The 24,863-nt window shown below is 59.4% G+C and carries 20 protein-coding genes and 1 tRNA gene; 5 read left to right on the top strand and 16 right to left on the bottom strand.

Going from position 1 to position 24,863, the window contains the following annotated elements; all coding sequences use genetic code 11:
* Positions 1 to 171: 171 nt before the first annotated feature.
* The gene (locus N7650_RS22465; protein ID WP_081263166.1) at positions 172 to 399 is read right to left on the bottom strand and encodes a hypothetical protein; all 228 of its coding nucleotides are present in this window, start codon (positions 397 to 399) and stop codon (positions 172 to 174) included.
* A gap of 580 nt (positions 400 to 979) precedes the next feature.
* Here N7650_RS22465 and N7650_RS22460 point away from each other — a divergent pair.
* Both N7650_RS22460 and N7650_RS22455 read left to right on the top strand, forming a co-directional pair.
* Positions 980 to 1,219 (top strand): hypothetical protein, encoded by a 240-nt coding sequence (locus N7650_RS22460; protein WP_064302991.1) that lies wholly within the window; start codon positions 980 to 982, stop codon positions 1,217 to 1,219.
* The gene (locus N7650_RS22455) at positions 1,219 to 1,644 is read left to right on the top strand and encodes a hypothetical protein (protein WP_279900075.1); all 426 of its coding nucleotides are present in this window, start codon (positions 1,219 to 1,221) and stop codon (positions 1,642 to 1,644) included. The genes N7650_RS22460 and N7650_RS22455 overlap by 1 nt, the downstream gene beginning before the upstream one ends.
* 113 nt (positions 1,645 to 1,757) lie before the next feature.
* Here the strand turns inward: N7650_RS22455 and N7650_RS22450 are convergent, their stop codons facing one another.
* From N7650_RS22450 to rpsU, 7 genes are all read right to left on the bottom strand, one after another.
* The gene (locus N7650_RS22450) at positions 1,758 to 3,494 is read right to left on the bottom strand and encodes a reverse transcriptase domain-containing protein (RefSeq protein ID WP_279900074.1); all 1,737 of its coding nucleotides are present in this window, start codon (positions 3,492 to 3,494) and stop codon (positions 1,758 to 1,760) included.
* A 749-nt stretch (positions 3,495 to 4,243) separates the two neighbouring features.
* A complete protein-coding gene (locus N7650_RS22445; protein ID WP_064302990.1) occupies positions 4,244 to 5,317 on the bottom strand; it encodes a site-specific integrase in 1,074 nt (357 codons plus the stop codon).
* A gap of 128 nt (positions 5,318 to 5,445) precedes the next feature.
* A tRNA-Ile gene (locus N7650_RS22440) sits at positions 5,446 to 5,522 on the bottom strand.
* Between the two features lie 13 nt (positions 5,523 to 5,535).
* Positions 5,536 to 9,279 (bottom strand): EAL domain-containing protein, encoded by a 3,744-nt coding sequence (locus N7650_RS22435; RefSeq protein ID WP_279900072.1) that lies wholly within the window; start codon positions 9,277 to 9,279, stop codon positions 5,536 to 5,538.
* Positions 9,280 to 9,401: 122 nt separating this feature from the next.
* Positions 9,402 to 11,252, bottom strand: a complete 1,851-nt coding sequence (gene rpoD / locus N7650_RS22430) for an RNA polymerase sigma factor RpoD (protein WP_064302989.1) — start codon at positions 11,250 to 11,252, stop codon at positions 9,402 to 9,404.
* 67 nt (positions 11,253 to 11,319) lie between these two features.
* Complete coding sequence (gene dnaG / locus N7650_RS22425) at positions 11,320 to 13,314, bottom strand: DNA primase (RefSeq protein ID WP_279900071.1); 1,995 nt, start codon at positions 13,312 to 13,314, stop codon at positions 11,320 to 11,322.
* 321 nt (positions 13,315 to 13,635) lie between these two features.
* Positions 13,636 to 13,851: a 30S ribosomal protein S21 gene (gene rpsU / locus N7650_RS22420; RefSeq protein WP_002551877.1), complete on the bottom strand. Its 216-nt coding sequence runs from the start codon at positions 13,849 to 13,851 to the stop codon at positions 13,636 to 13,638.
* 201 nt (positions 13,852 to 14,052) lie between these two features.
* Between rpsU and tsaD the strand changes: the two genes are divergently transcribed.
* Positions 14,053 to 15,078 carry a tRNA (adenosine(37)-N6)-threonylcarbamoyltransferase complex transferase subunit TsaD gene (gene tsaD / locus N7650_RS22415; RefSeq protein WP_009404243.1) on the top strand — a complete coding sequence of 342 codons (1,026 nt, stop codon included), beginning with the start codon at positions 14,053 to 14,055 and terminating at the stop codon, positions 15,076 to 15,078.
* Here the strand turns inward: tsaD and plsY are convergent.
* Positions 15,075 to 15,644: a glycerol-3-phosphate 1-O-acyltransferase PlsY gene (gene plsY, locus N7650_RS22410; protein ID WP_009404244.1), complete on the bottom strand. Its 570-nt coding sequence runs from the start codon at positions 15,642 to 15,644 to the stop codon at positions 15,075 to 15,077. The genes tsaD and plsY overlap by 4 nt on opposite strands.
* Positions 15,645 to 15,719: 75 nt before the next feature.
* Here plsY and folB point away from each other — a divergent pair, with 75 nt between their 5' ends.
* Positions 15,720 to 16,076: a dihydroneopterin aldolase gene (gene folB / locus N7650_RS22405; RefSeq protein WP_009404245.1), complete on the top strand. Its 357-nt coding sequence runs from the start codon at positions 15,720 to 15,722 to the stop codon at positions 16,074 to 16,076.
* On the top strand, positions 16,067 to 16,582 hold the full coding sequence (folK, locus tag N7650_RS22400) for a 2-amino-4-hydroxy-6-hydroxymethyldihydropteridine diphosphokinase (protein WP_009404246.1): 516 nt from the start codon (positions 16,067 to 16,069) through the stop codon (positions 16,580 to 16,582). Before folB ends, folK begins: the two co-directional genes overlap by 10 nt.
* Positions 16,583 to 16,693: 111 nt before the next feature.
* Here folK and N7650_RS22395 read toward each other — a convergent pair whose 3' ends face one another.
* From N7650_RS22395 to apaG, 7 genes are all read right to left on the bottom strand, one after another.
* Positions 16,694 to 17,923, bottom strand: a complete 1,230-nt coding sequence (locus N7650_RS22395; RefSeq protein ID WP_279900070.1) for a multifunctional CCA addition/repair protein — start codon at positions 17,921 to 17,923, stop codon at positions 16,694 to 16,696.
* A gap of 60 nt (positions 17,924 to 17,983) precedes the next feature.
* Entirely contained in the window at positions 17,984 to 19,546 is a 1,563-nt protein-coding gene (locus tag N7650_RS22390) for a SpoVR family protein (protein ID WP_009404248.1), read from the bottom strand.
* Positions 19,543 to 20,814 carry a YeaH/YhbH family protein gene (locus tag N7650_RS22385; protein ID WP_009404249.1) on the bottom strand — a complete coding sequence of 424 codons (1,272 nt, stop codon included), beginning with the start codon at positions 20,812 to 20,814 and terminating at the stop codon, positions 19,543 to 19,545. The genes N7650_RS22390 and N7650_RS22385 overlap by 4 nt, the downstream gene beginning before the upstream one ends.
* Before the next feature lie 141 nt (positions 20,815 to 20,955).
* Positions 20,956 to 22,878, bottom strand: a complete 1,923-nt coding sequence (locus tag N7650_RS22380) for a PrkA family serine protein kinase (RefSeq protein WP_009404250.1) — start codon at positions 22,876 to 22,878, stop codon at positions 20,956 to 20,958.
* Positions 22,879 to 23,161: 283 nt separating this feature from the next.
* Positions 23,162 to 23,491 carry a thiosulfate sulfurtransferase GlpE gene (gene glpE / locus N7650_RS22375; RefSeq protein ID WP_009404251.1) on the bottom strand — a complete coding sequence of 110 codons (330 nt, stop codon included), beginning with the start codon at positions 23,489 to 23,491 and terminating at the stop codon, positions 23,162 to 23,164.
* Positions 23,492 to 23,523: 32 nt separating this feature from the next.
* Positions 23,524 to 24,387 (bottom strand): symmetrical bis(5'-nucleosyl)-tetraphosphatase, encoded by an 864-nt coding sequence (locus N7650_RS22370; protein ID WP_279900067.1) that lies wholly within the window; start codon positions 24,385 to 24,387, stop codon positions 23,524 to 23,526.
* A complete protein-coding gene (gene apaG, locus N7650_RS22365; RefSeq protein WP_009404253.1) occupies positions 24,387 to 24,767 on the bottom strand; it encodes a Co2+/Mg2+ efflux protein ApaG in 381 nt (126 codons plus the stop codon). Before apaG ends, N7650_RS22370 begins: the two co-directional genes overlap by 1 nt.
* Between the last annotated feature and the right edge of the window lie 96 nt (positions 24,768 to 24,863).

Below are 24,863 nucleotides of genomic sequence, written 5' to 3'. Positions count from 1 at the left end.
GTTGCACGGCACAAAGGGCCAGGGCGGCTGTTGAGGGGAACAACCACCAGCCTGGCAATCCACCCCAAGCACGATGTTGCCCGAGGGGAACTGCTAGGTTGGTAAGGAGTAAAAGAAGGTAAAAAATTCTGTGCGTTAGACGGCTAAAGCTCGGTGAGCCAAGCCAGCTTATTAGGCCGGGCATGCGAGGATCTCCGCAACTTCTGGGGTTCTGTAGTAAACACGGCGACCAACTTTTACAGAGGTACCATTGAGGCTTCGATAAAAATTATCGTTTTTGTAACGGGCGAGATGAACGCGAAGAGCTTCTGGAGACTTGCCTAAAAGCTCTGCGAGTTGGGCGGGAGACATCAGAAGTCCAAATTTTTCGACTAGGGCTTCTTCAAATCGGCTTTTCATCGGAGCGCTCCACAACTTCGGGGTAAGTGTTGTGAACTATTTAAATTCGGCGGCTCAGGTGCGGTCAACTAACGTGGCGTTATGTCTTGTACCGCCACTTTGTTATTTTGGCGTATTGTTGCGTATTTTTTGTTGTTATTTGTTATTGTTTAACGCTTCTGATTACTCGGGGTTAGCGGCGCGATGCGTTTGTATGAAAAAAAGATCTAAGAATGGTCCTCCCCATAAATTTTCACCTTCGCCCCATAAGCTTTCACTTTTAACCCCATATGTTTTCACCTTTGCTCCCCATAAATGTTCACCTATTAAAGTCGTCGCCCCATATCTCTTCACCTTTCGCCCCATATCCTTTCACCTTAGGCCCCATAAGCTTTCACCTTTAACTAGAAAAATCTTTTAAATTCAGTGACTTACTAAAAATAATGGTTTCTTCTGTTTGTATGTCTTGAAGAAAAAACAAACAAACAGACATGGGGGCTGGACTAGAATCAGCGGTTGGGGATAAGGTGGCGACGCTGGGCAAGGGTTGCAGCCCTTACTCAGCGCCTAACCCAAAAGATCGGTAAGAGATCCCTAGGCTATGACTATCCTACCAGCTTCGCGTTTTTCACCAAACCTCACCCTGGATTTACTAACAGAAGTCGCGCCCGAGCTTGACACACTTGATGGTGAGAGGCTGTTAGATACATTATCGGACATGTTGCAGCCGGCGTTAGATACCGTCGTAGCGGCTTACAAGTTAGCTTCGGAAAATGAGGTCACGGAACAGGCGTTTCAGTTGTTTCTAAAAAACCTCGTTGGTGCCAACGGGGGTAACTGATGCATCCACTGAAGAAACTTGCTCAGGACAATCTGCGACGCGCAGACCCCGAGGTGCTGATTGAGCTTGCGCTGTTACTTTGGTACTCCGAAGATCCCTTGCCGGCTGTTCGGGACGTCTTGGATGGCCTTGATGGCATTGAGTTACGCAGAGCGATCTACACACTAGACCGGCTGCGCCGCTTCAACGTGCTTACTCGGCAGCGGTATCAGGAGCTAGCCGATCTGGTGCGCCTTCCTCGTTGGGATCCTTTGAAAGTAGTTTTCGTGCTGTCGCCGCCACCCCCCAGAGGACGGAGCGCAGAATGGCCTGATTTCCTCGCTCAGGGATGGGGGCTAGGTGAACTGGAGCGTCTAAAGGCGTCTTGTGTTCTGCCGTATCAAACACGGCACTATGCAGCAGAGCGCCGTAAAGATCAGAACTAAGGAGCAGACAGCTGTTAAGGCATGGATGCCCCGTCAGCGCAGGTAAGAGAGCAGTAACAGTTGCTCAGTTCTCTCGGTGTTCTATAGCAAATGGCGGCCCAGGGTTAGCCGATTTATCGCTTAGAGCGGTACGATTTGGCTATATCCCTAATTTGCTCGAAGACGCATCTAAAGCCTGATATGTCCATATTGTCAAATGGAGGTGTCTTGGAAGTTACGTATTCTGCAAATTTATTCTTGGGGAGGGCGACATTTTTTCTCTCTGCAAGATCGATTACGTCGGAGTCATAAATCAATGATTGCTTATTAGGGTATCTGCAAAATAGTGGTCGCTCTTTTTTGAAGCAACTAACAGAGTCAAATTCATCTCTTGCGAATAGCCGGCGACCATCTTGATCTTCGAGGAAAAGGTGCTCATCTCGATATAGGTGTTCGATACATACAAACTCGGTTTCTCGGAACTCTGGAACGGGTATTACTAGGCTGAATACATTGTTCCCATGGTCTTTGTAGCTACCAGGTGAGCCACCCATGCTAGTAATGATGTCTCGCTCGTCTCGATCAAAAATACAAATTGTCAAATGACGTTGGAGCGCTTCGCTCAAGTTTTCGCAAAGTGCTTTGAGCGCCGGGCTTCCTGATTTCTTTGTCTCTTTAAAAACAATATTCAGGTCGTTAATCTCGCCGCTGCGCTGAAGCTCAATGTAAGCATTTCTTAAATGCTTAATGTCTGTTATGCCTTCTGAGTATATGTGAATTTCTTCTGCGATCGAATTGATGATCTTAATTTCGTCCAGCTTGTACTGAGAGTCTAGGGCTTGAAGCCTTCGAGCAAGAGACAGGAAGACCGGATCCGAGTAGCCTTTTACATGTCCGATGTGGTTAATCTGTCCTCTTACCACCCATTTAAACCTGGGGCTTTCTCTCTCATGCCGGCTTCTTTTGTCGACTTTTTCCCGCCAGTGCTTTTCCGCGAGTTCTAGGCCAAATTTTTCCCAAGAGTAAAGTGATGCGCGTACAGAACGAATGAATTCTTTAGGGACGTTGACCTTTTTATTGACAACTAGCCCTGTTACTATTTGGCGCTCCGCTCGACTCCTCAGAAAGGCCTTGTTTTCATTTATAGAAAATCCGGCTCCTTGGATTATATTCGTTAGTTCTTCGCCAAGCTTTAGACTGTTGTCTTCTAGCCTTTCGGCTAATGATCGAGGAAATATGGCGCCACTGTTGGAGAAAAATATATCATCAGCATAGCGCGTATAATAGCACTTGTTTTTCGCGGCAAGTTCCTTAAGACGGTAGTCTAAGCCTCTACAGACTAGGTTGCTGAGAAATGGACTGCTTGGTGCGCCCTGGGTTAGTCGCCCATCTTTCGTGCAAATGAAGCTAAGTGTCCTTGCTGCATCAGGAGAAAGCATGAATGGTGGGCTGGAAAATATTCCGGCAACTCTTTTTTGTGTTATGGAATGGAAAAAATCTTTTAGGTCTATACGAAGTATCCAGCGCTGAAGGTCATGGATATCGGCATTTTCAACGATACCCCGACCTTTGACGTAGGAGTAAACACATGCTCTAGGTTTAAAGTCGTCTTCAAATTTTCTAACAACTTCTCGTTGGATGTCCTTGAGGCCCTTGACCGGAGCTTCGATAAGGCGTTCGCCGCCACCTCTCTTTTTTATTTTAAAAGAAGCGTATTTTTTGTTCTCAGGAAGGTAATAGGCATAATAAGTTAGGCGGCCGAGCGAGATGCCTAAAAAGCCTGCAAGCTCTTTATTGTTTTTAATCTTAACTTCAGGTAGGGGAGCGTCTAAAAAAGAGGCAAATAGCGGCTTCCCAGCGATATTAAGCATGCTTCCATTCTCTAGTACATTGAAGTGGACTGCCCAGGGCTCCAACACCGCCAGCTGAGATACCTCGGCGGCCAACTCGGAGAGTCAAAGGTAAAAGCGCTACAAGCCGAAGCGAATACGCCTCAGGAATGCGAGCCCTGGACAGGCCAGCCGATATACTAATGGCACCATGCCCGTTGGTGAAGCCCCGCACATGCTAAGTGTTTGGAAGCGTATCGGAGCAGCGGGCGTAAGCTGGTGAGGCATGGATGCCGCGCCAGGTCCGGGCGGCTTTTTGCCCGGACCTGGCCACCAGCGCCGGCAGGGAGGCCGGAAAGCGAAGTATCAGCCTGCGGTGGGTTCCCTGCCCACGCTCTGTAGTAGGAGCTGCTCGACCTCGCTCCAGTAGTATGCCCTAGACTGGAATCGATGCAGGACAAACTGTAGGAGCTCAGGATCTTTGGCGGGTTGCTCTCGGAGTGCTTGCCATGTCTGAAGATCCAGTCCGAGCTGCCGATTCGCAAATCTGTCTTTCGGCAGTTTCGCTAAGATAGCTCCTCGTTCAATCAGACTCAGCCTCAATGAGCGAAGCAGATCGAGCCCAGTTGAGCTTGTTGATGTGGCTGAGTGGTCAGGTTGTCTTTCATGGCAAATCCCTCTCTCGATGAACTCTGCACCTATCGTCTCGCACCGGTCAGCCTCTGCCGGTGCTAGCAAGGGAGCCAGCAGTTCTAGTCGTTCGGAGCTCTGCTGGCGCAAATTGCTTACATTCATGTCCTCGCTCTCCGCTTCGGGAGGGCATCCAGATCTCTAACGAGATCTTCTCCCCGTAGGTGCGTGTAGCGCTTGAGCTGCTGCATGGATTTATGTCCGCTCAAGGCCGCTAACTTTTGAGCCGACAGCCCGCGCTCTGCATACCTGCTGATACCTTCATGGCGGAAATCGTGAAAGCGGAAATCAGCCATACCCAGTTTCCGTTTCAGCAACCCCCAGGTTTTTGTAAAAGCATAAGGACGCCTCTTCCCGTCCTTGCCGGGTTCTCCAAAGAAGATCAGATCGCAATCTTTCGGACGAGTTGGGTTTTCAAGAGCATCCCTAAAGGCTTCGGTCGCAAACTCATTGAGGGCGACCTCGCGAGGACTGCCGTTCTTGGTGTCTGGAAGGAATGCCACGCGCTTTTGGAGGTTGACCTGGTGACACCGTAGACCAGTGATCTCCGACGAGCGCATTACGGTCTCCAGCGCAATAACGGCGATCCAGCGCAGCATAGGGTTGCTGTATTCGTTCAAAGCAGCAAATAGCCGGCGTTCTTCGTCGTCAGACAGCCGGCGATCACGCTCTGGTCCAGGGCGCGGCTTCCGGATATTCAGGACGGGATTGAACGTGAGCCCTAAACCCCATTCTTTGATCGCCACGGTGTATAGATGACTGAGCAATGCTAGCTCCAGGCGAACAGTATTGTTGCTTATGGGGCGGCCGTGCTTGCTAGTCGAAGCGAGCCGGCTGTCGCGATAGTCAGCGATGATTTCGGCAGAAAGGGCGGCTAGAGAGTATTTGCCTAGATGCTGGGTGAGTTGCTTCGCCTTGGTGGCCTCCGCTTTGCGCGTGCTGGGCTTCTTGGTCGGCGTGACATCTGCCAGGTAACGCTCCAGGGCTTTCTCCAGCGTCATGCGCTCGGATCCGCTACGTTGGATGTATACACCTCGCACCATTTCATCTTCGGTGCGGCGTGCCCAGTCCTCAGCGTCGCGCTTGGTGCGGAAGGTCTTGGCGTTGGTGGGCCAGCCCGTTTTGCGAATGACTGCTTTCCAAGTACCGGCAGGGGTTTTGACAATTGTGGCCATCTGAGAAGGACTCCAAAGGCAGGCTGGCGTACCAGCACTGTACCGATTTTGTACCTTTGGACCAAAGGACTGATCCGGGTGCCACAACCGTAAAAAACGCAAAGCCGCGCAGTGCGCGGCTTTGAAGGTGGTGGGCCCACACGGACTCGAACCGTGGACCAAAGGATTATGAGTCCTCTGCTCTAACCGACTGAGCTATAGGCCCCAGTGGTCGCGGATTATATCGAGGGATTCCAGGCAGTGCCATCCGAAAGATCGGAAAGTACTATGCGTAAAAACGACTCGGCGAAGGCGTTTGCCGGTAGTGGCAGGCTGACGATGTAGCCCTGGATCTGTTCGCAGCCTTCCCGGGCGAGGAATTGCTGCTGGGCGGGGGTCTCCACGCCTTCGGCAATCACTGTCAGTTGCAGGCTGCGGCCCAGGGCGATGATGGCCCGGGCGATGGCGGCGTCGTTGGGGTCGTCGGGGAGGCCGCGGATGAAGGATTGGTCGATCTTCAGGATGTCCAGCGGCAGGCGCTTGAGGTAACTGAGGGACGAATAGCCGGTACCGAAGTCGTCGATCGCCAGTTGCACGCCGAGGCGCTTGAGTTGGTGGAGAATGGCCAGGCCTTCCTCGGCCTGGCTCATGATGAAGTTCTCGGTAATTTCCAGTTGCAGATCGCCGGCCTTGAGCTGGTGGGTCCTGAGCAGTTGCTCGATGCGTCGCACCAGCCCCGGCTGGCGCAACTGGGCGCCGGCGAGGTTGACCGAGAGCGGGCCGAACGCCTGGTACTGGCGCTTCCAGGCCTGCATTTGCCGACAGGCATGCTCCAGTACCCAGTCGCCGAGTTGCAGGATCATGCCGTTCTCTTCCGCCAGCGGGATGAAACGCTCGGGCGGCACATCGCCGAAGTTCGGATTGGCCCAGCGAATCAGCGCTTCGGCACCGACCAGGCGTTGGGTCTTGAGGCTTAGCTTGGGCTGGAAATACAGGCTCAGTTCGTTACGTTCGATCGCCCGGCGCAGTTCGTGCTCGAGCGCGATACGCTCGCTGGCCTGTGCGGTGAGGTCGCGGGTATAGGCCTCGACGCGGTTGCGGCCCTTGGCCTTGGAGCGGTACATGGCGGCATCGGCGTTGCGGATCAGCGAGGCGACATCGATACCGTCCTGCGGGTACAGGCTGATGCCAATGCTGGCGCTGGAGAAGAACTCGTGATCGCCGGCCTGGAATGGCGCATTGAAACAGGCCAGGACCTTCTGCGCGATATGCTCGGCATCGCTGGCTTGATGCAGGCCGGGCAGCAGGATGATGAATTCGTCGCCGCCGAGGCGGGCGACGGTGTCGATATCGCGTACCTGTTCCTTCAGGCGATGGGCGATGGCCTTGAGCAGCAGGTCGCCGACCGGGTGGCCGAGGCTGTCGTTGATGTGCTTGAACCGGTCCAGGTCCAGGAACAGCACCGCGCCCTGGCGGCTCGATGCCTGTGGACAACTCAGTGCGGCCTGCAGGCGGTTTTCGAACAGTGTGCGATTGGGCAGGCCGGTGAGCGGATCATGGTGGGCCTGGTAGTCGAGCTTGGCCTGGGCGTGCTTGAGGCTGGAAATGTCGGCGAACACGGCCACGAAGTGGGTGGTGCCAAGTTCCGGGTTGCGCACTGCACTGATGGTCAGCCAGGCGGGATACAGCTCGCCGTTCTTGCGCCGGTTGAGAATCTCTCCCTGCCAGTGCCCGTCGGCACCGAGCTGATGCCACATGGCCGCGTAGAAGGCGCTATCGTGCTGGCCCGAGGCGAGCAGGCGGGGCGTGTGGCCGAGCGTTTCGTCTTCGCTGTACCCGGTGATCTCGCTGAAGGCCCGGTTGACCGCGCTGATGCGCTGGTCGGTATCGGTAATCAGCACGCCCTCGGCGGTGTTTTCGAAGACAGTAGCGGCCAGTTGCAGTTTTTCCTGCATCTGGTGGCGATCGGTGATGTCGCGGGCGATGGTCAGCATGCAGTCGCTGCCGCCGATGGGCAGCGGCCTGGCGGACAGTTCGCAAAGGCGTACCTGACCATCGGCACGCCGCAGATTGCACAGGAAATCTCGCACAAAGCCGTCTTTTTTCAGGTGTTCGAGCATTGCCCTGCGTTCGTTGAGATCGACCCAGATACCCAGGTCGATCGCCGTGCGGTCCAGCGAAGTCTGCATATCGAAGCCGGTCAGGCGGCAGAAACCTTCGTTGACCTCAAGCAACAGCCCGTCGCTTTGCCGCGACAGCAGCATGCCGTCTGGCGAGGCGTGGAAGGCCTTGGCGAATTTCTCTTCGGAAATCTGCAGTTGCTCCTGGGTTTCCTTGAGCTGGCTGATATCGCGTACCGCTACCACCAAGGCGGGGGTGCTTTCCAGGTCGAAGGATTCCGCTGAAATCAGTCCGGTGAACAACTGGCCATTGCTGCGACGGAAGGTCATTTCAAGATTGCGCACGCTGCCGCGCTGCAGACGCTGCAGCAGGCTCGGGCCGATGCCTTCGACGCCCCAGATATTCAGTTCGGTGGCGGTGCGGCCGACCACCTGCGAAGGGGTGAGGCCGATCTGCTCTTCGAAGGTCTCGTTGATTTCCAGCAGGCAACCGTCGCTGAGACGGGCGATCACCAGGATATCCGGGCATTGGTGGAACACCGAGGCGAATTTCTGCTCCGACAGGCGCAAGGCCTGTTCGGTGTGCTTGGCTTCGCTGATATCGATCATCAAGCCGCGCATCACCGGCCGGTGGCCGTGCTCGATGAGGCTGACGATGTCGCGGATCCACAGGGTCCGGCCATCGGCGCGGATTACCCGGTAGTCCAGGCTGTGATCGCGCCCGGCGGCGGTTTCCGCGTCGCAGTAGGCCTGGGCCCAGAGGGCGTCGTCCGGGTGCAGGATGGAACGCCAGAATCCCGGTGTGAGCCATGCGCTCAAGGGGTAGCCGAGCAGGTTTTCGGCATGGGGCGAAACATAGTTGTAGGTGAAGTCGTTGGCGTCGGCTTCCCAGGCAATGGCCGAGAGACTCTCGACCAGGCCGCGGTAGTGGTATTCGCTGCTGTGCAGTTCCTGTTCAAGGGCGATGCGCCGGGAAATCTCCGAGCTGAGCCGGCGATTGACCCGGATCACCGCTGCCAGGATCGCCACCAGCAACAACATGCCTGGCAGGCCGTAGAGCAACAGGTCGCGCCACAGTGGCCGTTGCTCCAGCACCTTGCCGACCCAGCGTGCCTGGATGTCGGCAACCTCCTGCGCAGACATGTCGGCGAGCACTTTATCGAGGATGCCGATCAGGGTCTTGTTGCCTCGGGGCGTACCCATGGCCAGTTGGTAGCGGTAGGGCGTTTCGCCACTGACAAAGAGGCCTTCCAGCTTGAGTTCGCGCAGGGCCCAGACGCTCGAAGCCAGATCGCCGACCACCGCGTCCACCTCGTCGGTAGCCAGCGCTTGCAGCGCCGAACTGACATTGGGCATGGCCACCAGGTTGAGGTCCGGGTAATGGGAGCGCAGCAATTCATGGGGCGCATAGTTTTCCACCACCGCAATCTTCAGGCCGTACAGGTCCTTGATGGCGGCGGGGTGCGGGCCGCCTTCATGGGCGAGGATCACGATGGGGAAATCCAGGTAGGGCCGGGTGAACGCCAGGTACTCCTGGCGCTCGGGCGTGGACATGATCCCGGGCATCAGGTCGATCTGCCCGTTGCGCGCCTGCTCGAGGACCTGCGTCCAACTGGAAGGGGCGCCGAGCGTGAAGTTGACGCCCAGGCGCTCGCGAATCGCGGCGATGTAGTCGGCGGCCAGTCCCTGGTAGCGGCCTTCCTGGTCCCGGTATTCGAAGGGTAGCCACGAAGCATCGACGCCGAGGCGCAGGCTGGAGTGGGCGTCCAGCCAGGCCTGCTCTTCATCGGTCAGGGTCAAGGCGCCGGCCGCTGCGCTCCAGGTGAACAGGAGCGACAGCAGAAGGGCCGGCAATCTCGGCATAGCGGCCTCGTCTACGAATGGATAGATTCGAGTGTAGACGGGCATTTTGCCTTCAGGGTCTGGGCGACAGGCCGTTGTTCGCCCAAAAAGAAAAACCCCGGCGGTGGCCGGGGTTCGTCTTGTTACTCGTCGAGGAAGGAGCGCAGATGCTCGCTTCGCGTCGGGTGACGCAGCTTGCGCAACGCCTTGGCTTCGATCTGACGGATCCGCTCGCGGGTCACGTCGAACTGCTTGCCGACTTCTTCGAGCGTGTGATCGGTGTTCATGTCGATACCGAAACGCATGCGCAGCACCTTGGCTTCACGTGCGGTCAGGCCCGAGAGCACGTCACGGGTGGCTTCCTTGAGGCTTTCGACAGTTGCCACATCGATTGGCGACTGCATGGTCGAGTCCTCGATGAAGTCGCCCAGATGCGAATCTTCGTCGTCACCGATCGGGGTTTCCATGGAGATCGGCTCTTTGGCGATCTTCAATACCTTGCGGATCTTGTCCTCGGGCATTTCCATGCGCTCGCCCAGCTCTTCCGGCGTCGGCTCGCGACCCATTTCCTGGAGCATCTGCCGGGAAATGCGGTTGAGCTTGTTGATCGTCTCGATCATGTGCACCGGAATACGGATGGTGCGCGCCTGGTCGGCGATCGACCGGGTGATCGCCTGGCGAATCCACCAGGTGGCGTAGGTCGAGAACTTGTAGCCGCGACGGTATTCGAACTTGTCCACCGCCTTCATCAGGCCGATGTTGCCTTCCTGGATCAGGTCGAGGAACTGCAAGCCGCGGTTGGTGTACTTCTTGGCGATCGAGATCACCAGACGCAGGTTGGCCTCGACCATTTCCTTCTTGGCACGACGAGCCTTGGCTTCACCGATCGACATGCGACGGTTGATGTCCTTGATCTCGGCGATGGTCAGGCCGGTTTCGGCCTCCAGGTCGACCAGCTTCTGCTGGCAACGCACGATGTCGGCGTCCAGGCGGCCCAGGGCTTCGGCCCATTTGGTGCTGCGCTTGGCGAGATCGCCGCTCCAGGTCAGGTCGACCTCGTTGCTCGGGAACAGGCGCAGGAAGTCGGCGCGTGGCATGCGGGCGTCACGAACGCACAGTTGCATGATGGCGCGTTCCTGGGCACGCAGGCGGTCCAGGGCACCGCGGACGCGCTCGACCAGCACTTCGAACTGCTTGGGCACCAGCTTGATCGGCATGAACAGCTCGGCCAGGGCCAGCAGCTCGGCGACGCCCTGCTTGCTGTCACGACCATGCTTCTTGAGGATCTTGGCGGTCGCTTCCAGTTGTTCGGCGACGGCGCCGAAACGCTGGCGAGCGACTTCCGGGTCGGGACCGCTCTCGGTCTCTTCCTCTTCGTCGCCGCTTTCTTCCTTTTCCTCGTCTTCGTCGTCACTGTCGGCAGCAGGAGCTGCCTTGGTGTCGACGGGCGGCGGCATCTCGGCTGGCGCCGCGATGCTGTCGTCAGGGTCGATGTAGCCGCTCAGCACGTCCGACAGGCGGCCGCCTTCGGCGGTGACGCGATCGTATTCGCCGAGGATGTATTCGACGGTGCCGGGGAAGTGGGCGATGGCGCTCATCACTTCACGGATACCTTCCTCGATCCGCTTGGCGATTTCGATCTCGCCTTCACGGGTCAGGAGTTCGACGGTACCCATTTCGCGCATGTACATGCGCACCGGGTCGGTGGTGCGACCGATGTCGGTTTCCACGGCCGCCAGCGCAGCAGCGGCTTCTTCGGCCGCGGCTTCGTCGGTGTCGGCTTCGGCCAACAAAAGGGCATCCGCATCCGGAGCACTCTCGAATACGTTGATCCCCATGTCGTTGATCATGCGGATGATGTCTTCCACCTGTTCCGGATCTGAAATATCCTCAGGCAGGTGGTCGTTGACCTCCGCGTAAGTCAGGTAGCCCTGCTCACGGCCGCGGGTGATCAACTCTTTGATGCGAGACTGCTGTTGCGCTTTTCCGGACATAACACCCTATCCACTGAAGGTCTTGGCGGGCAAAAAACAAGCCGGGGATTATACCCGAGCATGGACCTCACGCGCCAGTTGAGGTCGGGGTTTGTGCGGGAACATTGCGACTCAGGAGGTCGCGCAGCTGATTTTTTTCCTCTGCGCTCAGTTCGCTTTGACGTGCTTTCCGGAGCAGATGTTCCAGGCTGCGCTCGCGTTGGCGAGCGGACAAGCTAGTTATAGTGTCGAAAAACTGCTGTTCAAGGTTGTCGGCATCGATCAGCCATTCCTTTTCCGCCAGCGCCCGCAGCAGGCGACCCTGTTCGGTACCATGCCAGCGTGCGATCAGCTGTAGTGAGCGTAGCTCAGGATTCTTTTGCAGCGCCTCCAGCAGTGCCACCAGCAACTGTGCGTAGACGTGCTCTTCGTCGGCAAAGTGGCTGGCGTCCTCGACCTTGCGTGCCAGCGCCGGGTGGTGCAGCAGGGTGCGCAGGGCGCTGAGTGTCGGCGGCTCTACCGAGGTCGGCACGCGCGGCGGATGATTCTGCTGCTGGCCGTTTCGCTCCCATGGCTTGCCCTTGCCACCCTTCCTGTCCCATGGCTTGCCATCCCATTTCTTCTTCTGGCCGCCGCCCTGGTTGGGGGGCCATTGCTGCTGTGACTGTGGCTGGAAATGTTCTGCATGATGGAAATCGCTGTAGTCCGGGCTGTAGTCCGGGATCGCATCGTAGTCGATGCCCGGGTCGTAGGCCGGCGGTGCGGTTTCCTGCGGTGCGTTCCGGGCCAGTTGCTCGACCTGCTGGTTGTCCAGGCCGGTGATTTCCTTCAGGCGATTGCGCATCAGCGCACGCAGGTTCGCACCCGGCACCTTGTCGATCAACGGCGCGGCGAGGGTGGCCATGTGGGCCTTGCCTTCCAGCGAGCGCGGGTCGGCTTCCTCGGTCAGTTGCTGGAAGAAGTAATCGGCCAGCGGCTGGGCGTGCTGGTTGATCCGCGCGCGGAAGGCGTCGGTGCCCTCGGCGCGGACCAGGCTGTCCGGATCCTCACCCTCGGGCAGGAACAGGAAGCGCGCCTTGCGTCCGTCCTGCAGGCTCGACAGGGTGGCTTCCAGTGCACGCCAGGCGGCATTGCGGCCAGCCTGGTCGCCGTCGAAGCAGAACAGCACGCTCGGCACCACCCGGAACAAGCGCTTGAGGTGTTCCTCGCTGGTGGCCGTGCCGAGGGTCGCCACCGCATTGCGCAGGCCTTGCTGGGCCAGGGCGATGACATCCATGTAGCCCTCGACCACGATGATTTCGTCGAGGTTGCGATTGAACTTGCGTGCCTCGTACAGCCCGTACAGCTCCTGGCCCTTGTGGAAGACCGGGGTTTCCGGGGAGTTGAGGTACTTGGGCTTGTCGTCGCCGAGCACCCGTCCGCCGAAGGCGATGACCCGGCCACGGCTGTCGCGGATGGGGAACATCACCCGGTCACGGAAACGGTCGTAGCGCTTGCCGCTTTCGGCGTTCTCGATCAGCAGCCCGGCGTCGATCATTGCCTTCTGCTGCAGGCTGTCGCTGCCCAGGTGCTTGAACAGGTTGTCCCAGCCTGGCGGGGCGAAGCCCAGGCCGAAATCGCGAGCGATTTCCCCTGACAGGCCGCGGCCCTTGAGGTACTCCACCGCAGCCTTGCGGGTTGGATGGCTTTTCAGGGCCTGGCGATAGAACTCGGCAGCCGCGGTCAGCAGCGGATAGAGCGGTGAATCCGTGGGCTGTCGCGGCTTGTGCCCGCGCCCGCTTTCTTCTCGCGGCACTTCCATGCCGGCGGCTTTCGCCAGTTCCTCGACGGCCTGGGGGAAGTCCAGGTTGTCGTGGTCCATGATGAAGCCGAGGGCGTTGCCGCCGGCGCCACAACCGAAGCAGTAGTAGAACTGCTTGTCTGGGCTGACGCTGAAGGATGGCGTCTTTTCCTTGTGGAAAGGACAGCAGGCGGTCAGGTTCTTGCCGGCCTTTTTCAGTTGCACGCGCGAACTCACCACATCGACGATATCGGTGCGGTTGAGAAGGTCGTCAATGAAACTCTGGGGAATCAGCCCGGCCATGGCTCTCTCGTCATCAGGCGATAATGAAGTCTATCGCTAATGCTGCGGGAACGACGGTGCATTCGAAACAGGTCGAATGGCAGACGCAAGAAAACGGAAAAGAAGATGTGCTCGTCGGTAACCCGTGAGGGTCCGTCAGTGTGACGTGCACGCCTGGCTATAAGCCAGTTCTGACGATTGTGGCAGGCTGCCCGGGCTGGGAACCAGTCTGGGCGTCTCCGGCGATACGACGGGTGTCGTGGCTGGAGTGAACAGCTTTGCTCGCTGCCGGCAGCCCGGCTTTGGGCCGGGCGAGGCAGAAGCTTGCGACAGACGTCTGTATCAGTACAGACGAACGGCGCGGCGCTGTTCGCGCTGAACTTTCTTGGCGTGACGCTTGACAGCAGCAGCTGCCTTGCGCTTACGCTCGGAAGTCGGCTTCTCGTAAAATTCGCGGCTACGAACTTCAGCCAGTACACCGGCTTTTTCGCAGGAGCGCTTGAAACGACGCAGAGCTACGTCGAAGGGTTCGTTCTCTTTAACTTTGACGGCTGGCATCCAGAGCTACCTTCATTCATTACCGGGGTCAACGAACTCGTGGCAGAAATGTGCACTGGAGAACGTCGGTTTTTAAGGGTTGCGGATGTTAACCCTTAGCCAGCAGGAATGCAAAGCCTCTGATCGAAAACCGCTGGTCGGCACAGGGAGCGAGGACTATCATGCGCGCCTTCGAATTCAGCCTCGACAAGGCAAGGACCCATGCTAGTACTGGGATTGGAAACATCCTGCGATGAAACCGGCGTCGCCCTCTACGACAGCGAACGCGGCCTGCTGGCCGATGCCCTGTTCAGCCAGATCGACCTGCACCGCGTCTACGGTGGCGTGGTGCCGGAGCTCGCCTCCCGTGATCACGTCAAGCGCATGCTGCCGCTGATCCGCCAGGTCCTGAGCGAAGCCGGCTGCGCTGCCAGCGATATCGATGCCATTGCCTATACCGCGGGTCCCGGCCTGGTCGGCGCCCTGCTGGTCGGTGCGTCGTGTGCCCAGGCGCTGGCCTTCGCCTGGGGTATCCCGGCGCTTGGCGTGCATCATATGGAAGGTCACCTGCTGGCGCCAATGCTCGAAGAGCAGCCACCGGAGTTTCCGTTCGTCGCCTTGCTGGTGTCCGGCGGTCATACGCAACTGGTTCGCGTCGATGGCATCGGCCGCTACGAACTGCTCGGCGAGTCGCTGGATGATGCCGCTGGCGAAGCCTTCGACAAGACTGCCAAGCTGATCGGCCTGGATTACCCCGGTGGTCCGGAAATCGCCCGCCTGGCTACCCAGGGCGTGCCGGGGCGCTTCGTCTTCCCGCGACCGATGACCGATCGTCCCGGGCTGGATTTCAGCTTCAGTGGCCTGAAAACCTTCGCCCTGAACACTTGGCAGCAGTGCCAGAAGGCTGGAGACGACGGCGAACAGACTCGTTGCGACATCTCGCTGGCCTTCCAGCAGGCAGTGGTGGAGACTCTCACCATCAAATGCCGCCGTGCCCTGAAGCAGACAGGCCTGAAGCGCCTGGTGATCGCCGGTGGCGTGAGTGCCAACAAGGCCCTGCGCGCGTCGCTGGAGGAAATGACTGCCGGGCTCAAGGGCCATGTCTTTTATGCCCGGCCGAAATTCTGTACCGACAATGGTGCGATGATCGCCTACGCCGGTTGCCAGCGTCTTGCTGCGGGGCAGCAGGAAACCCTGGCCATCAGCGTGCAGGCACGCTGGCCGATGGAGACGCTGCAAGCGATTTAGAAGTGGCGCTCCCGGCCTGCGAAGAGGTCACGCAGGTTGCCGCGATGTCGCCAGACGATCAGCAGCGTCAGCAGGGTCATTGGCAGGAGTGCTTCCGGCTCGCGCCAGGCCAGCAGCGGCAGGGTCAGGGGCGTTGCGATCAACGCCGCCAGCGAACTGGTGCGGGTGAGGTAGAAGGTCAGCAGCCAACTGCAAATGGCCAGTAGGGCGGCAGGCGGGTAAAGGCCGAGCAGCATACCAGCGGCTGTGGCGACGCCCTTGCCGCCACGGAAGCGGAAGTAGAGCGGGAACAGGTGGCCGAGTACCGCGCAGAGACCGATCCAGGCTTGTTGCTGCTGGTCCAGGCCGGCCAGTTGGGCCAGCAGGACCGGCACCAGGCCCTTGCACAGGTCGCCAAGCAGGGTCAGGATCGCCAGTTTCCGCCCCGCCAGGCGCAGCATATTGGTAGCGCCGGCATTGCCGGAACCGCTCATGCGCGGGTCGGGACTGCCGTTCAGGCGGCTGAGGACGATGGCGAAGGACAGAGAGCCAAGCAGGTAGGCGAACATCGCCAGTAACCAAAACATGCTAACTATTCCGGGCAAGGACGCCCCTGATTCTAACGGCGCAAGGCGCCCTTGTCGTGCTGTGGAGAGAAGTGCTTGGACAGAGTGTTCATCGAAGGGCTGGAAGTCGACACCGTGATCGGCGCCTACGACTGGGAGCGTGGCATTCGCCAGTGCCTGCGTCTCGATCTGCGGTTTGCCTGGGACAATCGCCCGGCTGCGGCAGGTGACGACCTGAGCCTGGCCCTGGACTACGCCAGCGTGTCCGCTCGTATCCAGGCATTTGCCGAGCAGGCGCAGTTCGAATTGGTGGAAACCTTCGCCGAGCGCCTGGCCAAGGTGCTAATGGATGAATTCAACATTCCCTGGCTGAGCCTCAAGCTGACAAAGCCCGGCGCCGTGCCGGCGGCTACCGGTGGTGTTGGCGTGGAGATCGAGCGCGGATGCCTCTGACACGGGTCTACCTGGGCCTCGGCAGCAATGTCGAGCGCGAGCGGCACCTGACTGCCGGCCTCGATGCGCTGGCCGGTTTCCTCCAGCAGATGGAGTGCTCGCCGGTCTTCGAGAGCCAGGCGGTGGGAATCAAGAGCGGTCCCTTCCTCAACCTGGTGGTGACCGGCCTGACCGACCTGCCGCTGATCGAGCTGGATCGCCGGCTCAAGTTCATCGAGGCCGACAATGGCCGCTATGCCCCGGAGCGCAAGGGCTTGCCGCTGGATATCGATGTGCTGATGTACGGTGACCTGCACGGCAACTTCGACGGCCTGATCCTGCCTCGCGCCGAAATCCTCAAGAATGCGTTCGTGCTCTGGCCGCTGTCGTTGATTGCTCCGCAATTGGTGCATCCGGGGGCGGGCAAGAGCATGGCGCAACTGTGGAGCGAGGCACGGATCGACCAGGTGCTGGCACCTGTTCCTTTTCTCTGGCATGAGCGGCAACTGGCAATTTCCGGTAGCTGAGGCCTCATCGCTGCGGTGCGGCGGTCCGACAAGCCATACACAGGGTATGCGGCGCCTGCGATCCTGTGGGAGCTGGCTTGCCAGCGATGAGGCCCTCAAAGTCACAGCAGGTCAGCCTGCAGTACTCTCCTTGTAGCCCTTCAACGCATTCAGGCGAGCCTTTTTCAGCGCTTCGCCGAGTGCCTGCCCGGTGTAGCCCTGCTCGACCAGCGGCTGCACCGCGACCTTCCTCGCCGCCTCGGCCGCGCCGCGCAGGTAATCCGCCTGCGGATACTGGCGATCTTCCAGTCCCAGTCGCCCCCGGGCATCCATCTCGCACGCCACGATGAACTCCTCGAAGCGCTGCGGCCGCCGATACACGTCAAAGCGTTGCAGCAGTTCCAGCAGGGTCGCGGGCTTCAGCTCCAGCGCCCGGTGCCCGTGGGTGTGGTACTCGCCCACCAGCATCGCCAGTTCCTGGCAGTCCCGTGGCACCTTGAAGCGTTGGTTGATCTTGTCGATCAGCTTCAGCCCGCGGTGCTCATGAGCGATATGCCGCGGCCATTCGTGTTCCGGTGTGGTGCCCTTGCCCAGGTCGTGCAGCAGGCAGGCCCAGCGTACGGTGAGCGGCTGAGCGTGGCGGGCGGCTTGCTCCAGCACGGCCAGGGTATGGGCGCCGGTATCGATTTCCGGATGATGGGCAACTGGCTGTGGGACACCGAACAGGCTGTCGACTTCCGGCATCAGCTCGCGCAATGCGCCGCAATCGCGCAGGACCTGGATGAATACCTGGGGATGATCTTCCATCAATGCCCGGGAAATTTCCTTCCAGCTGCGCTCCGGCGTCAACGCCTGGAGCTCGCCGGAATTGCTGAGCTGGCGCATCAGTTCGAGGGTTTCCGGTGCGACGCTGAAGCCCAGTCCTGCGAAGCGTGCGGCAAAGCGGGCTACCCGCAGGACGCGCAAGGGATCTTCGGCGAATGCGGGGGAAACATGGCGTAAAACCCGATTGTCCAGGTCTTGCTTGCCGTTATAGGGATCGGTCAGGTTGCCGTGCTCGTCTTCGGCCATGGCATTGATGGTCAGGTCGCGGCGGATCAGGTCTTCTTCGAGGGTAACCTCGGGGCTGGCGTGGAACGTGAAGCCGCCGTAACCCACGCCGCTTTTACGTTCGGTGCGGGCGAGGGCGTACTCCTCGCCACTTTGCGGGTGCAGGAACACCGGGAAATCCGAGCCCACGGGACGAAACCCCTGTTCCAGCATCTGTTCGGCCGTGGCACCGACCACCACCCAGTCATGGTCGGTGACCGGCCTGCCGAGCAGGCGATCGCGAACGGCGCCGCCGACTTTGTAGATCTGCATGAAAAACCTCCGTAGATGCCCCACAGGATAACCCGTGTGGCCTCTCGGAGGCGTTTGGCGTTACAGGTGCACCACGGCGAGATCGAGGCGACCGTGGTCGCCGTCGCCGTGTTCACCCTTTGGGGGGACGTGGTGGGTTTTCATGATTTGGTCGCCCTGCAGGGTTTCCAGATGGATATCGAACCCCCACAGGCGATGCAGATGCTTGAGTACTTCTTCAGTGGAGTCGCCGAGCGGCTTGCGGTCATGTTGCTGGTGGCGAAGGGTCAGGGACCGGTCGCCGCGGCGGTCGATGCTCCAGATCTGCACGTTGGGCTCGCGGTTGCCAAGGTTGTACTGGGCGGCGAGGGTTTCGCGAATGACGCGGTAGCCGCTTTCGTCATGGATGGCCGGTACCAGCAGGTCGTCGCGTTGGTCGTCGTCCATGATGCTGAACAGCTTGAGGTCGCGAATCACCTTGGGCGAGAGGTACTGCAGGATGAAGCTTTCATCCTTGAAGCTGCTCATGGCGAACTTGATCGCCGACAGCCAGTCGCTTCCGGCTATCTCCGGGAACCAGCGGCGGTCTTCCTCGGTAGGGTTCTCGCACATGCGGCGGATGTCGGTATACATGGCGAAGCCCAGGGCATAGGGGTTGATGCCGCTGTAGTAGGGACTGTCGAAGCCCGGCTGGAACACCACGCTGGTATGGGACTGAAGGAACTCCAGCATGAAGCCGTCGGTGACCAGGCCTTCGTCGTACAGATCGTTCATCAGGGTGTAGTGCCAGAAGGTGGCCCAGCCTTCGTTCATGACCTGGGTCTGGCGCTGTGGATAGAAGTACTGGGCGATCTTGCGCACTATGCGCACGATCTCGCGTTGCCACGGCTCCAGCAGCGGCGCGTGCTTTTCGATGAAGTAGAGGATGTTCTCCTGCGGCTCGGCGGGGAAGCGTGCAGTGTCCTTTTCGCTGACCTTGTCCGCGCTTTTCGGAATGGTGCGCCACAGGTCGTTGATCTGTTTCTGCATGTGCTCTTCACGGTCCTTCTGCCGCCGCCGCTCCTCTTCGGCGGAAATGGGGTAGGGCCGTTTGTAACGGTCGACGCCGTAGTTCATCAGGGCGTGGCAGGAGTCCAGCAGATCCTCGACCGCATCGATGCCGTGACGCTCCTCGCACTGGGTGATGTACTGCTTGGCGAACACCAGGTAATCGATGATCGAGCTGGCGTCGGTCCAGGTACGGAACAGGTAGTTGCCCTTGAAGAAGCTGTTGTGCCCGTAGCAGGCATGGGCGACCACCAGCGCCTGCATGCAGATGGTGTTTTCCTCCATCAGGTAGGCGATGCACGGGTCGGAATTGATCACGATCTCGTAGGCCAGGCCCATCTGGCCTCGGCTGTAGGATTTTTCTGTGCTGAGGAAGTGCTTGCCGTAGGACCAATGGTGGTAGCCCAGCGGCATCCCTACCGATGCATAGGCGTCCATCATCTGCTCGGCAGTGATCACTTCGATCTGGTTGGGGTAGGTATCCAGGGCGTAGCGCTCGGCAAGGCGGCTGATCTCTCGGTCATAGGCCTGGATGAGCTCGAACGTCCACTCGGACCCGGTGGAAAGCGGTTGGCGTTTCTGCTCTCTGGCGGTCATGTCACTAACCTGCGCTGGAAGAGTTCACGGAAGACCGGATAGATATCACCGGCCGACACCAGCTGCTGCTGGGCGAACGTATCAGGGAAGGCTTCGCCGATGCGTTCGTATTCGAACCACAGTGCCTGATGTTCCCGGGGGGTGATCTCGACGTAAGTGTAGTACTGGACGAACGGCATGATCTGCTTGCTGAGAATCTCCCGGCAGATCGGCGAATCGTCGTTCCAGTTATCGCCGTCCGAGGCCTGGGCGGCGTAGATGTTCCATTCGTTGGCGGGATAGCGCTCGGCCATGATCTCCTGCATCAGCTTCAGGGCACTGGAGACGATGGTGCCGCCGGTTTCCCGGGAGTAGAAGAATTCTTCTTCGTCCACTTCGCGGGCGCTGGTGTGGTGGCGGATGAAGACCACTTCGATACGGTCGTAGTTGCGCTTCAGGAACAGGTACAGAAGGATGAAGAAGCGCTTGGCGATGTCCTTGGTAGCCTGGGTCATGGAGCCGGAGACGTCCATGAGGCAGAACATCACTGCCTTGGAACTGGGGTTGGGGTGCTTGACAAGCAGGTTGTACTTCAAATCGAAGGTATCGAGGAACGGAATGCGGTTGATCCGGGCGATGAGGCGTTCGATCTCCGCTTCGATTTCCTGGATATCACCGAAGTTGTCCGGTTCTTCCCGTTTCAGGCGCGCAAGCTCTTCCCGGGCTTCACGCAGCCGGGCCCGACTGCTGCCGGACAGGGCGATGCGCCGTGCATGAGCCGAGCGCAGAGTGCGGATGATGTTGATGCGTGACGGATTGCCCTCGTTGCTGATGCCGGCCCTCACGGTCTTGAAGGTGTCGGTACCGGTCAGGTGGCGCTTGACCAGGTTGGGCAGCTCCAGGTCCTCGAACATGAATTCGAGGAATTCCTCCTGAGTGATCTGGAAGACGAACTCGTCCATGCCTTCGCCGGAGTTGCCCGCCTTGCCACGACCACCGCCGCCTCCGCCGCCCTGCGGCCGAGGAATGTGTTCGCCAGCGGTGAACTCCTTGTTGCCCGGGTGGACGACAGTCTGCTTGCCGCCACGGCCATGGTGCAGCACCGGTTCGTCGATATCGCGGCCAGGGATGCTGATCTGCTCGCCATGCTCCATGTCGGTGATGGAGCGGCGGCTCACGGCCTCCTCGACGGCTTTCTTGATGTGATCACGGTAACGCCTCAGGAAGCGCTGGCGGTTGACCGTGCTCTTGTTCTTGCCATTCAGGCGTCGGTCGATGACGTAGCTCATAGGCCCTCCGGTAGCTGGGGTACAGCTGCAAGCTTCAAGCTACTAGCTGCAAGTAAAAGCATCCGCCACGGACCCGCGCCGTGCGGTGTGCAGGAGCACACCGCGAATGGCTCAGGGCTTGTGGCTTATGGCTTGCCGCTTTTACTGGGACTTTCTGACCCGCAGGTACCATTCCGACAGCAGGCGAACCTGTTTGTCGGTGTAGCCGCGTTCCACCATGCGCGTGACGAAGTCGTTGTGTTTCTGCTGGTCCTCCTTGCTCGCCTTGGCGTTGAAGCTGATGACCGGCAGCAGGTCCTCGGTGTTGGAAAACATTTTCTTCTCGATCACCACCCGCAGCTTTTCGTAGCTCAGCCAGGTCGGATTCTTGCCGTTGTTGTTGGCACGGGCACGCAGGACGAAGTTGACGATCTCGTTGCGGAAATCCTTCGGATTGCTGATGCCGGCCGGCTTCTCGATCTTTTCCAGCTCTTCGTTGAGGGCGATGCGGTTGAGGATTTCGCCGGTTTCCGGGTCGCGGTATTCCTGGTCCTGGATCCAGAAGTCTGCATAGAGCACGTAGCGGTCGAAGATGTTCTGACCGTACTCGCTGTACGACTCCAGGTAGGCGGTCTGGATTTCCTTGCCGATGAACTCGATGTAGCGCGGGGCCAGGTATTCCTTGAGGTAGCGCAGATAGCGTTCGCGGACCTCGGCCGGGAATTGTTCCTGCTCGATCTGCTGTTCCAGCACATAGAGCAGGTGGACCGGGTTGGCCGCCACTTCATGCGGGTCGAAGTTGAAGACCTTGGACAGGATCTTGAAGGCGAAGCGGGTCGACAGGCCGTTCATGCCCTCGTCGACACCGGCGGCGTCGCGGTATTCCTGGATCGACTTGGCCTTGGGATCGGTGTCCTTGAGGTTCTCGCCGTCATACACGCGCATCTTCGAGTAGATGTTGGAGTTTTCCGGTTCCTTGAGGCGCGAGAGCACGGTGAACTGGGCCAGCATCTTCAAGGTGTCGGGTGCGCAATGGGCCTTGGCCAGGGAGCTGTTGAACAGGAGCTTGTCGTAGATCTTGATCTCGTCGCTGACCCGCAGGCAGTACGGCACCTTGACGATGTAGATCCGGTCGATGAACGCCTCGTTGTTCTTGTTGTTGCGGAAGCTGTGCCACTCCGATTCGTTGGAGTGGGCCAGCAGGATACCGGAGTAGGGGATCGCGCCCAGGCCTTCGGTACTGTTGTAGTTGCCTTCCTGGGTGGCGGTAAGCAGCGGGTGCAGGACCTTGATCGGGGCCTTGAACATCTCGACGAATTCCATCAGGCCCTGGTTGGCCCGGCACAGTGCACCCGAATAGCTGTAGGCGTCGGCGTCGTTCTGCGGGAATTCCTCCAGCTTGCGGATATCCACCTTGCCCACCAGGGCCGAGATGTCCTGGTTGTTCTCGTCGCCCGGTTCGGTCTTGGCTACGGCGATCTGGTTGAGGATCGAAGGGTAGAGCTTGACCACCTTGAACTGGCTGATATCGCCGCCGAATTCGGCCAGGCGCTTGGTTGCCCAGGGGGACATGATGGTATTGAGATAGCGCCGCGGGATGCCGAAGTCTTCCTCGAGAATGGCACCGTCCTCGGCGGCATTGAACAGCCCCAGTGGCGACTCGAACACCGGCGAGCCCTTGATGGCGTAGAAGGGTACCTTTTCCATCAGTTGCTTCAGTTTTTCCGCCAGGGACGATTTACCGCCGCCGACCGGGCCGAGCAGATAGAGGATCTGTTTCTTCTCTTCCAGGCCTTGGGCGGCATGGCGGAAGTACGAGACGATCTGGTCGATGCACTCTTCCATTCCATGGAAGTCGGCAAAGGCCGGATACCGGCGAATCACCTTGTTGGAGAAGATTCGCGACAGCCTGGAGTTGTTGGAGGTGTCGACCAGTTCCGGCTCGCCGATGGCCATGAGCAGGCGCTCGGCCGCGGAAGCGTAGGCGCTGCGGTCGGTCTTGCAGAGCTCCAGGTACTCCTGTAGCGAGAGCTCCTCCTGGCGGGTGGACTCGAAGCGTTGTTGGAAGTGGCTAAAAATACTCATGACGTCACCTCGCTCGATACGTGAGGCCGACGCCGGATCAGTCAGCTGATGCTGGCATGCAATCGCGATGAACGATTGCTGTATACCCCCCAGAACACCCTTAAATCGCTACCGATGACCCGCACGCCGGTGTACCGGCTCTCCCCTTTTTTGGATGGCCTGGGCTTAAGGATAGTTGGTTCTCGGGGAGGTCAAGGGCGGATGGCGGATAAGTTCGCCATGACCGTTCGTCCGGTCGGGCGCGAGCCCGCACGGGACGCGGGCTGCAGGGGGCGGAAAAAAATTATTCGGGGTTTCCCTGGCTGGTTTCCGACGGGAAGGTGCCGCGCCACAGTTCAAAGCCGCCGTCGAGGCTGTAGACATCGGAAAAGCCCTGGCTGGCCAGGTACGCCGCTGCGCTCTGGCTGGAGTTGCCGTGGTAGCAGACCACCACGGTCGGTGCGTCGAGATCGGCGCCGCGGATGAAGTCGGCCACGGAGTGGTTGTCCAGGTGGCGGGAGCCGGTGATGTGGCCGTTCGCATAGGTTTGCGGGTCGCGAATATCGACCACGACCGCACCTTGCTCGCGCAGTGCCTGGGCCTGTTCGGGAGGGATGCGTTTGAATTCGCTCATTGGGCGGTTTCCTTCAACGATGACGGGCCATTCTAGCCGTTTGCCGGCGGTGGGGAAGGGCGGGTGGCAAGGACCTTTTCCTTTTGCTCGCATTCGCAACGGTGCATTTCCCCGCTGTCGACGTTCATCAGGGTCATGGCTCCCCCCCAGACGCATCCGGTATCGAGGGCATACACGCCGGGAGCATCACAGCGTCCTTCGAGGGCGGCCCAGTGTCCGAAGATGATCTTCACGTGTCGCGAACGCCGCTCCTTGTGCGCGAACCATGGCTTGTAGCCAGGCGGCGCGGTGTCGGCGCCTTCCTTGCCCTTGAGGTCGAGCTTGCCCTCGGCGGTGCAGAAGCGCATGCGCGTGAAGTAGTTGGTGATTACCCGCAGGCGCGTGACGCCGGTCAGGTCCTTGTTCCACTTGGCCGGGTCGTTGCCGTACATGCCATCGAGGTATTGCTTGATGCGCAGGTCGTCGCGCAGCACTTCCTCGACTTCCGCAGCCAGCCCCAGGGCCTTGCCCAGGGTCCATTGTGGCGGAATACCGGCATGCACCAGCACCGTGCCGCGCGGCTCGTCGAAGTGCAGCAGCTTTTGCCGGCGCAGCCAGTCGAGCAGTTGCGGCGCGTCCGGTGCCTCGATGATCTCGCGCAGCGTGTCGCTTTTCTTCAGGCGTTCGATGTTGTGCCAGACCGCAAGCAGGTGCAGGTCATGATTGCCCAGCACGCAAACCAGCGAGTCGCGCATGGGGTAAAGAAAGCGCAGGGTTTCCAGGGACTGCGGGCCACGGTTGACCAGGTCGCCCACCAGCCACAGGCGGTCGACGGCCGGATTGAATTTGACCCGTTCCAACAGGCACTTGAGCGGTTCAAGGCAACCCTGGAGGTCACCGACGGCATAGGTGGCCATCAGTGCAGGGCTCCGGGTACGGCCAGACGGAACGGCGCAATGGTGGCTTCGAAGCGTTTGCCGTCGCGCGCGAACATCTGGTAACTGCCCTGCATGAAGCCGACCTTGCCGGAAATGACGGTGCCGCTGCTATAGGTATGGCTTTGACCCGGGGCGATCAGCGGTTGTTCACCGACGACACCATCACCGCGCACCTCTTCTTCCTGGCCGTCACTGTGGGTGATCAGCCAGCGGCGGGACATCAACTTGGCGGCCACGCTGCCGTTGTTGGTCACGGTGATGGTGTAGGCAAAGGCATAACGGTCTTGTTCCGGTTGCGACTGCTCGGGGAGGAAACGGGTGACGACGCTGACGTCGACCTGGTACAGGGGATCGGACATGCGGAAGAGCCTTCAAGACGAACGGATGCGGCCATGGAAGGTCAGTCTAGGCCATGGGTGGGGCCCCCGGCCAGCCTTGTGGCCAGGCTGGCCGGG

The organism is Pseudomonas sp. GD04058 (assembly GCF_029836855.1).
In the GTDB taxonomy this organism is placed as follows: Bacteria; Pseudomonadota; Gammaproteobacteria; order Pseudomonadales; family Pseudomonadaceae; genus Aquipseudomonas; species Aquipseudomonas bharatica.
This window is presented reverse-complemented; position numbering and strand designations above follow the sequence as displayed.

Excerpts from the sequence above, each read along its gene's own strand:
- N7650_RS22455 (WP_279900075.1), top strand. The coding sequence starts at position 1,219 with ATGCATCCACTGAAGAAACTTGCTCAGGACAATCTGCGACGCGCAGAC.
- tsaD (WP_009404243.1), top strand. The coding sequence starts at position 14,053 with ATGCTAGTACTGGGATTGGAAACATCCTGCGATGAAACCGGCGTCGCC.
- glpE (WP_009404251.1), bottom strand. The coding sequence starts at position 23,491 with ATGAGCGAATTCAAACGCATCCCTCCCGAACAGGCCCAGGCACTGCGC.
- N7650_RS22460 (WP_064302991.1), top strand. The coding sequence starts at position 980 with ATGACTATCCTACCAGCTTCGCGTTTTTCACCAAACCTCACCCTGGAT.
- N7650_RS22435 (WP_279900072.1), bottom strand. The coding sequence starts at position 9,279 with ATGCCGAGATTGCCGGCCCTTCTGCTGTCGCTCCTGTTCACCTGGAGC.
- N7650_RS22395 (WP_279900070.1), bottom strand. The coding sequence starts at position 17,923 with ATGCAGATCTACAAAGTCGGCGGCGCCGTTCGCGATCGCCTGCTCGGC.
- folK (WP_009404246.1), top strand. The coding sequence starts at position 16,067 with ATGCCTCTGACACGGGTCTACCTGGGCCTCGGCAGCAATGTCGAGCGC.
- rpoD (WP_064302989.1), bottom strand. The coding sequence starts at position 11,252 with ATGTCCGGAAAAGCGCAACAGCAGTCTCGCATCAAAGAGTTGATCACC.
- plsY (WP_009404244.1), bottom strand. The coding sequence starts at position 15,644 with ATGTTTTGGTTACTGGCGATGTTCGCCTACCTGCTTGGCTCTCTGTCC.
- N7650_RS22370 (WP_279900067.1), bottom strand. The coding sequence starts at position 24,387 with ATGGCCACCTATGCCGTCGGTGACCTCCAGGGTTGCCTTGAACCGCTC.
- N7650_RS22380 (WP_009404250.1), bottom strand. The coding sequence starts at position 22,878 with ATGAGTATTTTTAGCCACTTCCAACAACGCTTCGAGTCCACCCGCCAG.
- N7650_RS22385 (WP_009404249.1), bottom strand. The coding sequence starts at position 20,814 with ATGAGCTACGTCATCGACCGACGCCTGAATGGCAAGAACAAGAGCACG.
- N7650_RS22390 (WP_009404248.1), bottom strand. The coding sequence starts at position 19,546 with ATGACCGCCAGAGAGCAGAAACGCCAACCGCTTTCCACCGGGTCCGAG.
- dnaG (WP_279900071.1), bottom strand. The coding sequence starts at position 13,314 with ATGGCCGGGCTGATTCCCCAGAGTTTCATTGACGACCTTCTCAACCGC.
- rpsU (WP_002551877.1), bottom strand. The coding sequence starts at position 13,851 with ATGCCAGCCGTCAAAGTTAAAGAGAACGAACCCTTCGACGTAGCTCTG.
- apaG (WP_009404253.1), bottom strand. The coding sequence starts at position 24,767 with ATGTCCGATCCCCTGTACCAGGTCGACGTCAGCGTCGTCACCCGTTTC.
- N7650_RS22450 (WP_279900074.1), bottom strand. The coding sequence starts at position 3,494 with ATGCTTAATATCGCTGGGAAGCCGCTATTTGCCTCTTTTTTAGACGCT.
- N7650_RS22445 (WP_064302990.1), bottom strand. The coding sequence starts at position 5,317 with ATGGCCACAATTGTCAAAACCCCTGCCGGTACTTGGAAAGCAGTCATT.
- N7650_RS22465 (WP_081263166.1), bottom strand. The coding sequence starts at position 399 with ATGAAAAGCCGATTTGAAGAAGCCCTAGTCGAAAAATTTGGACTTCTG.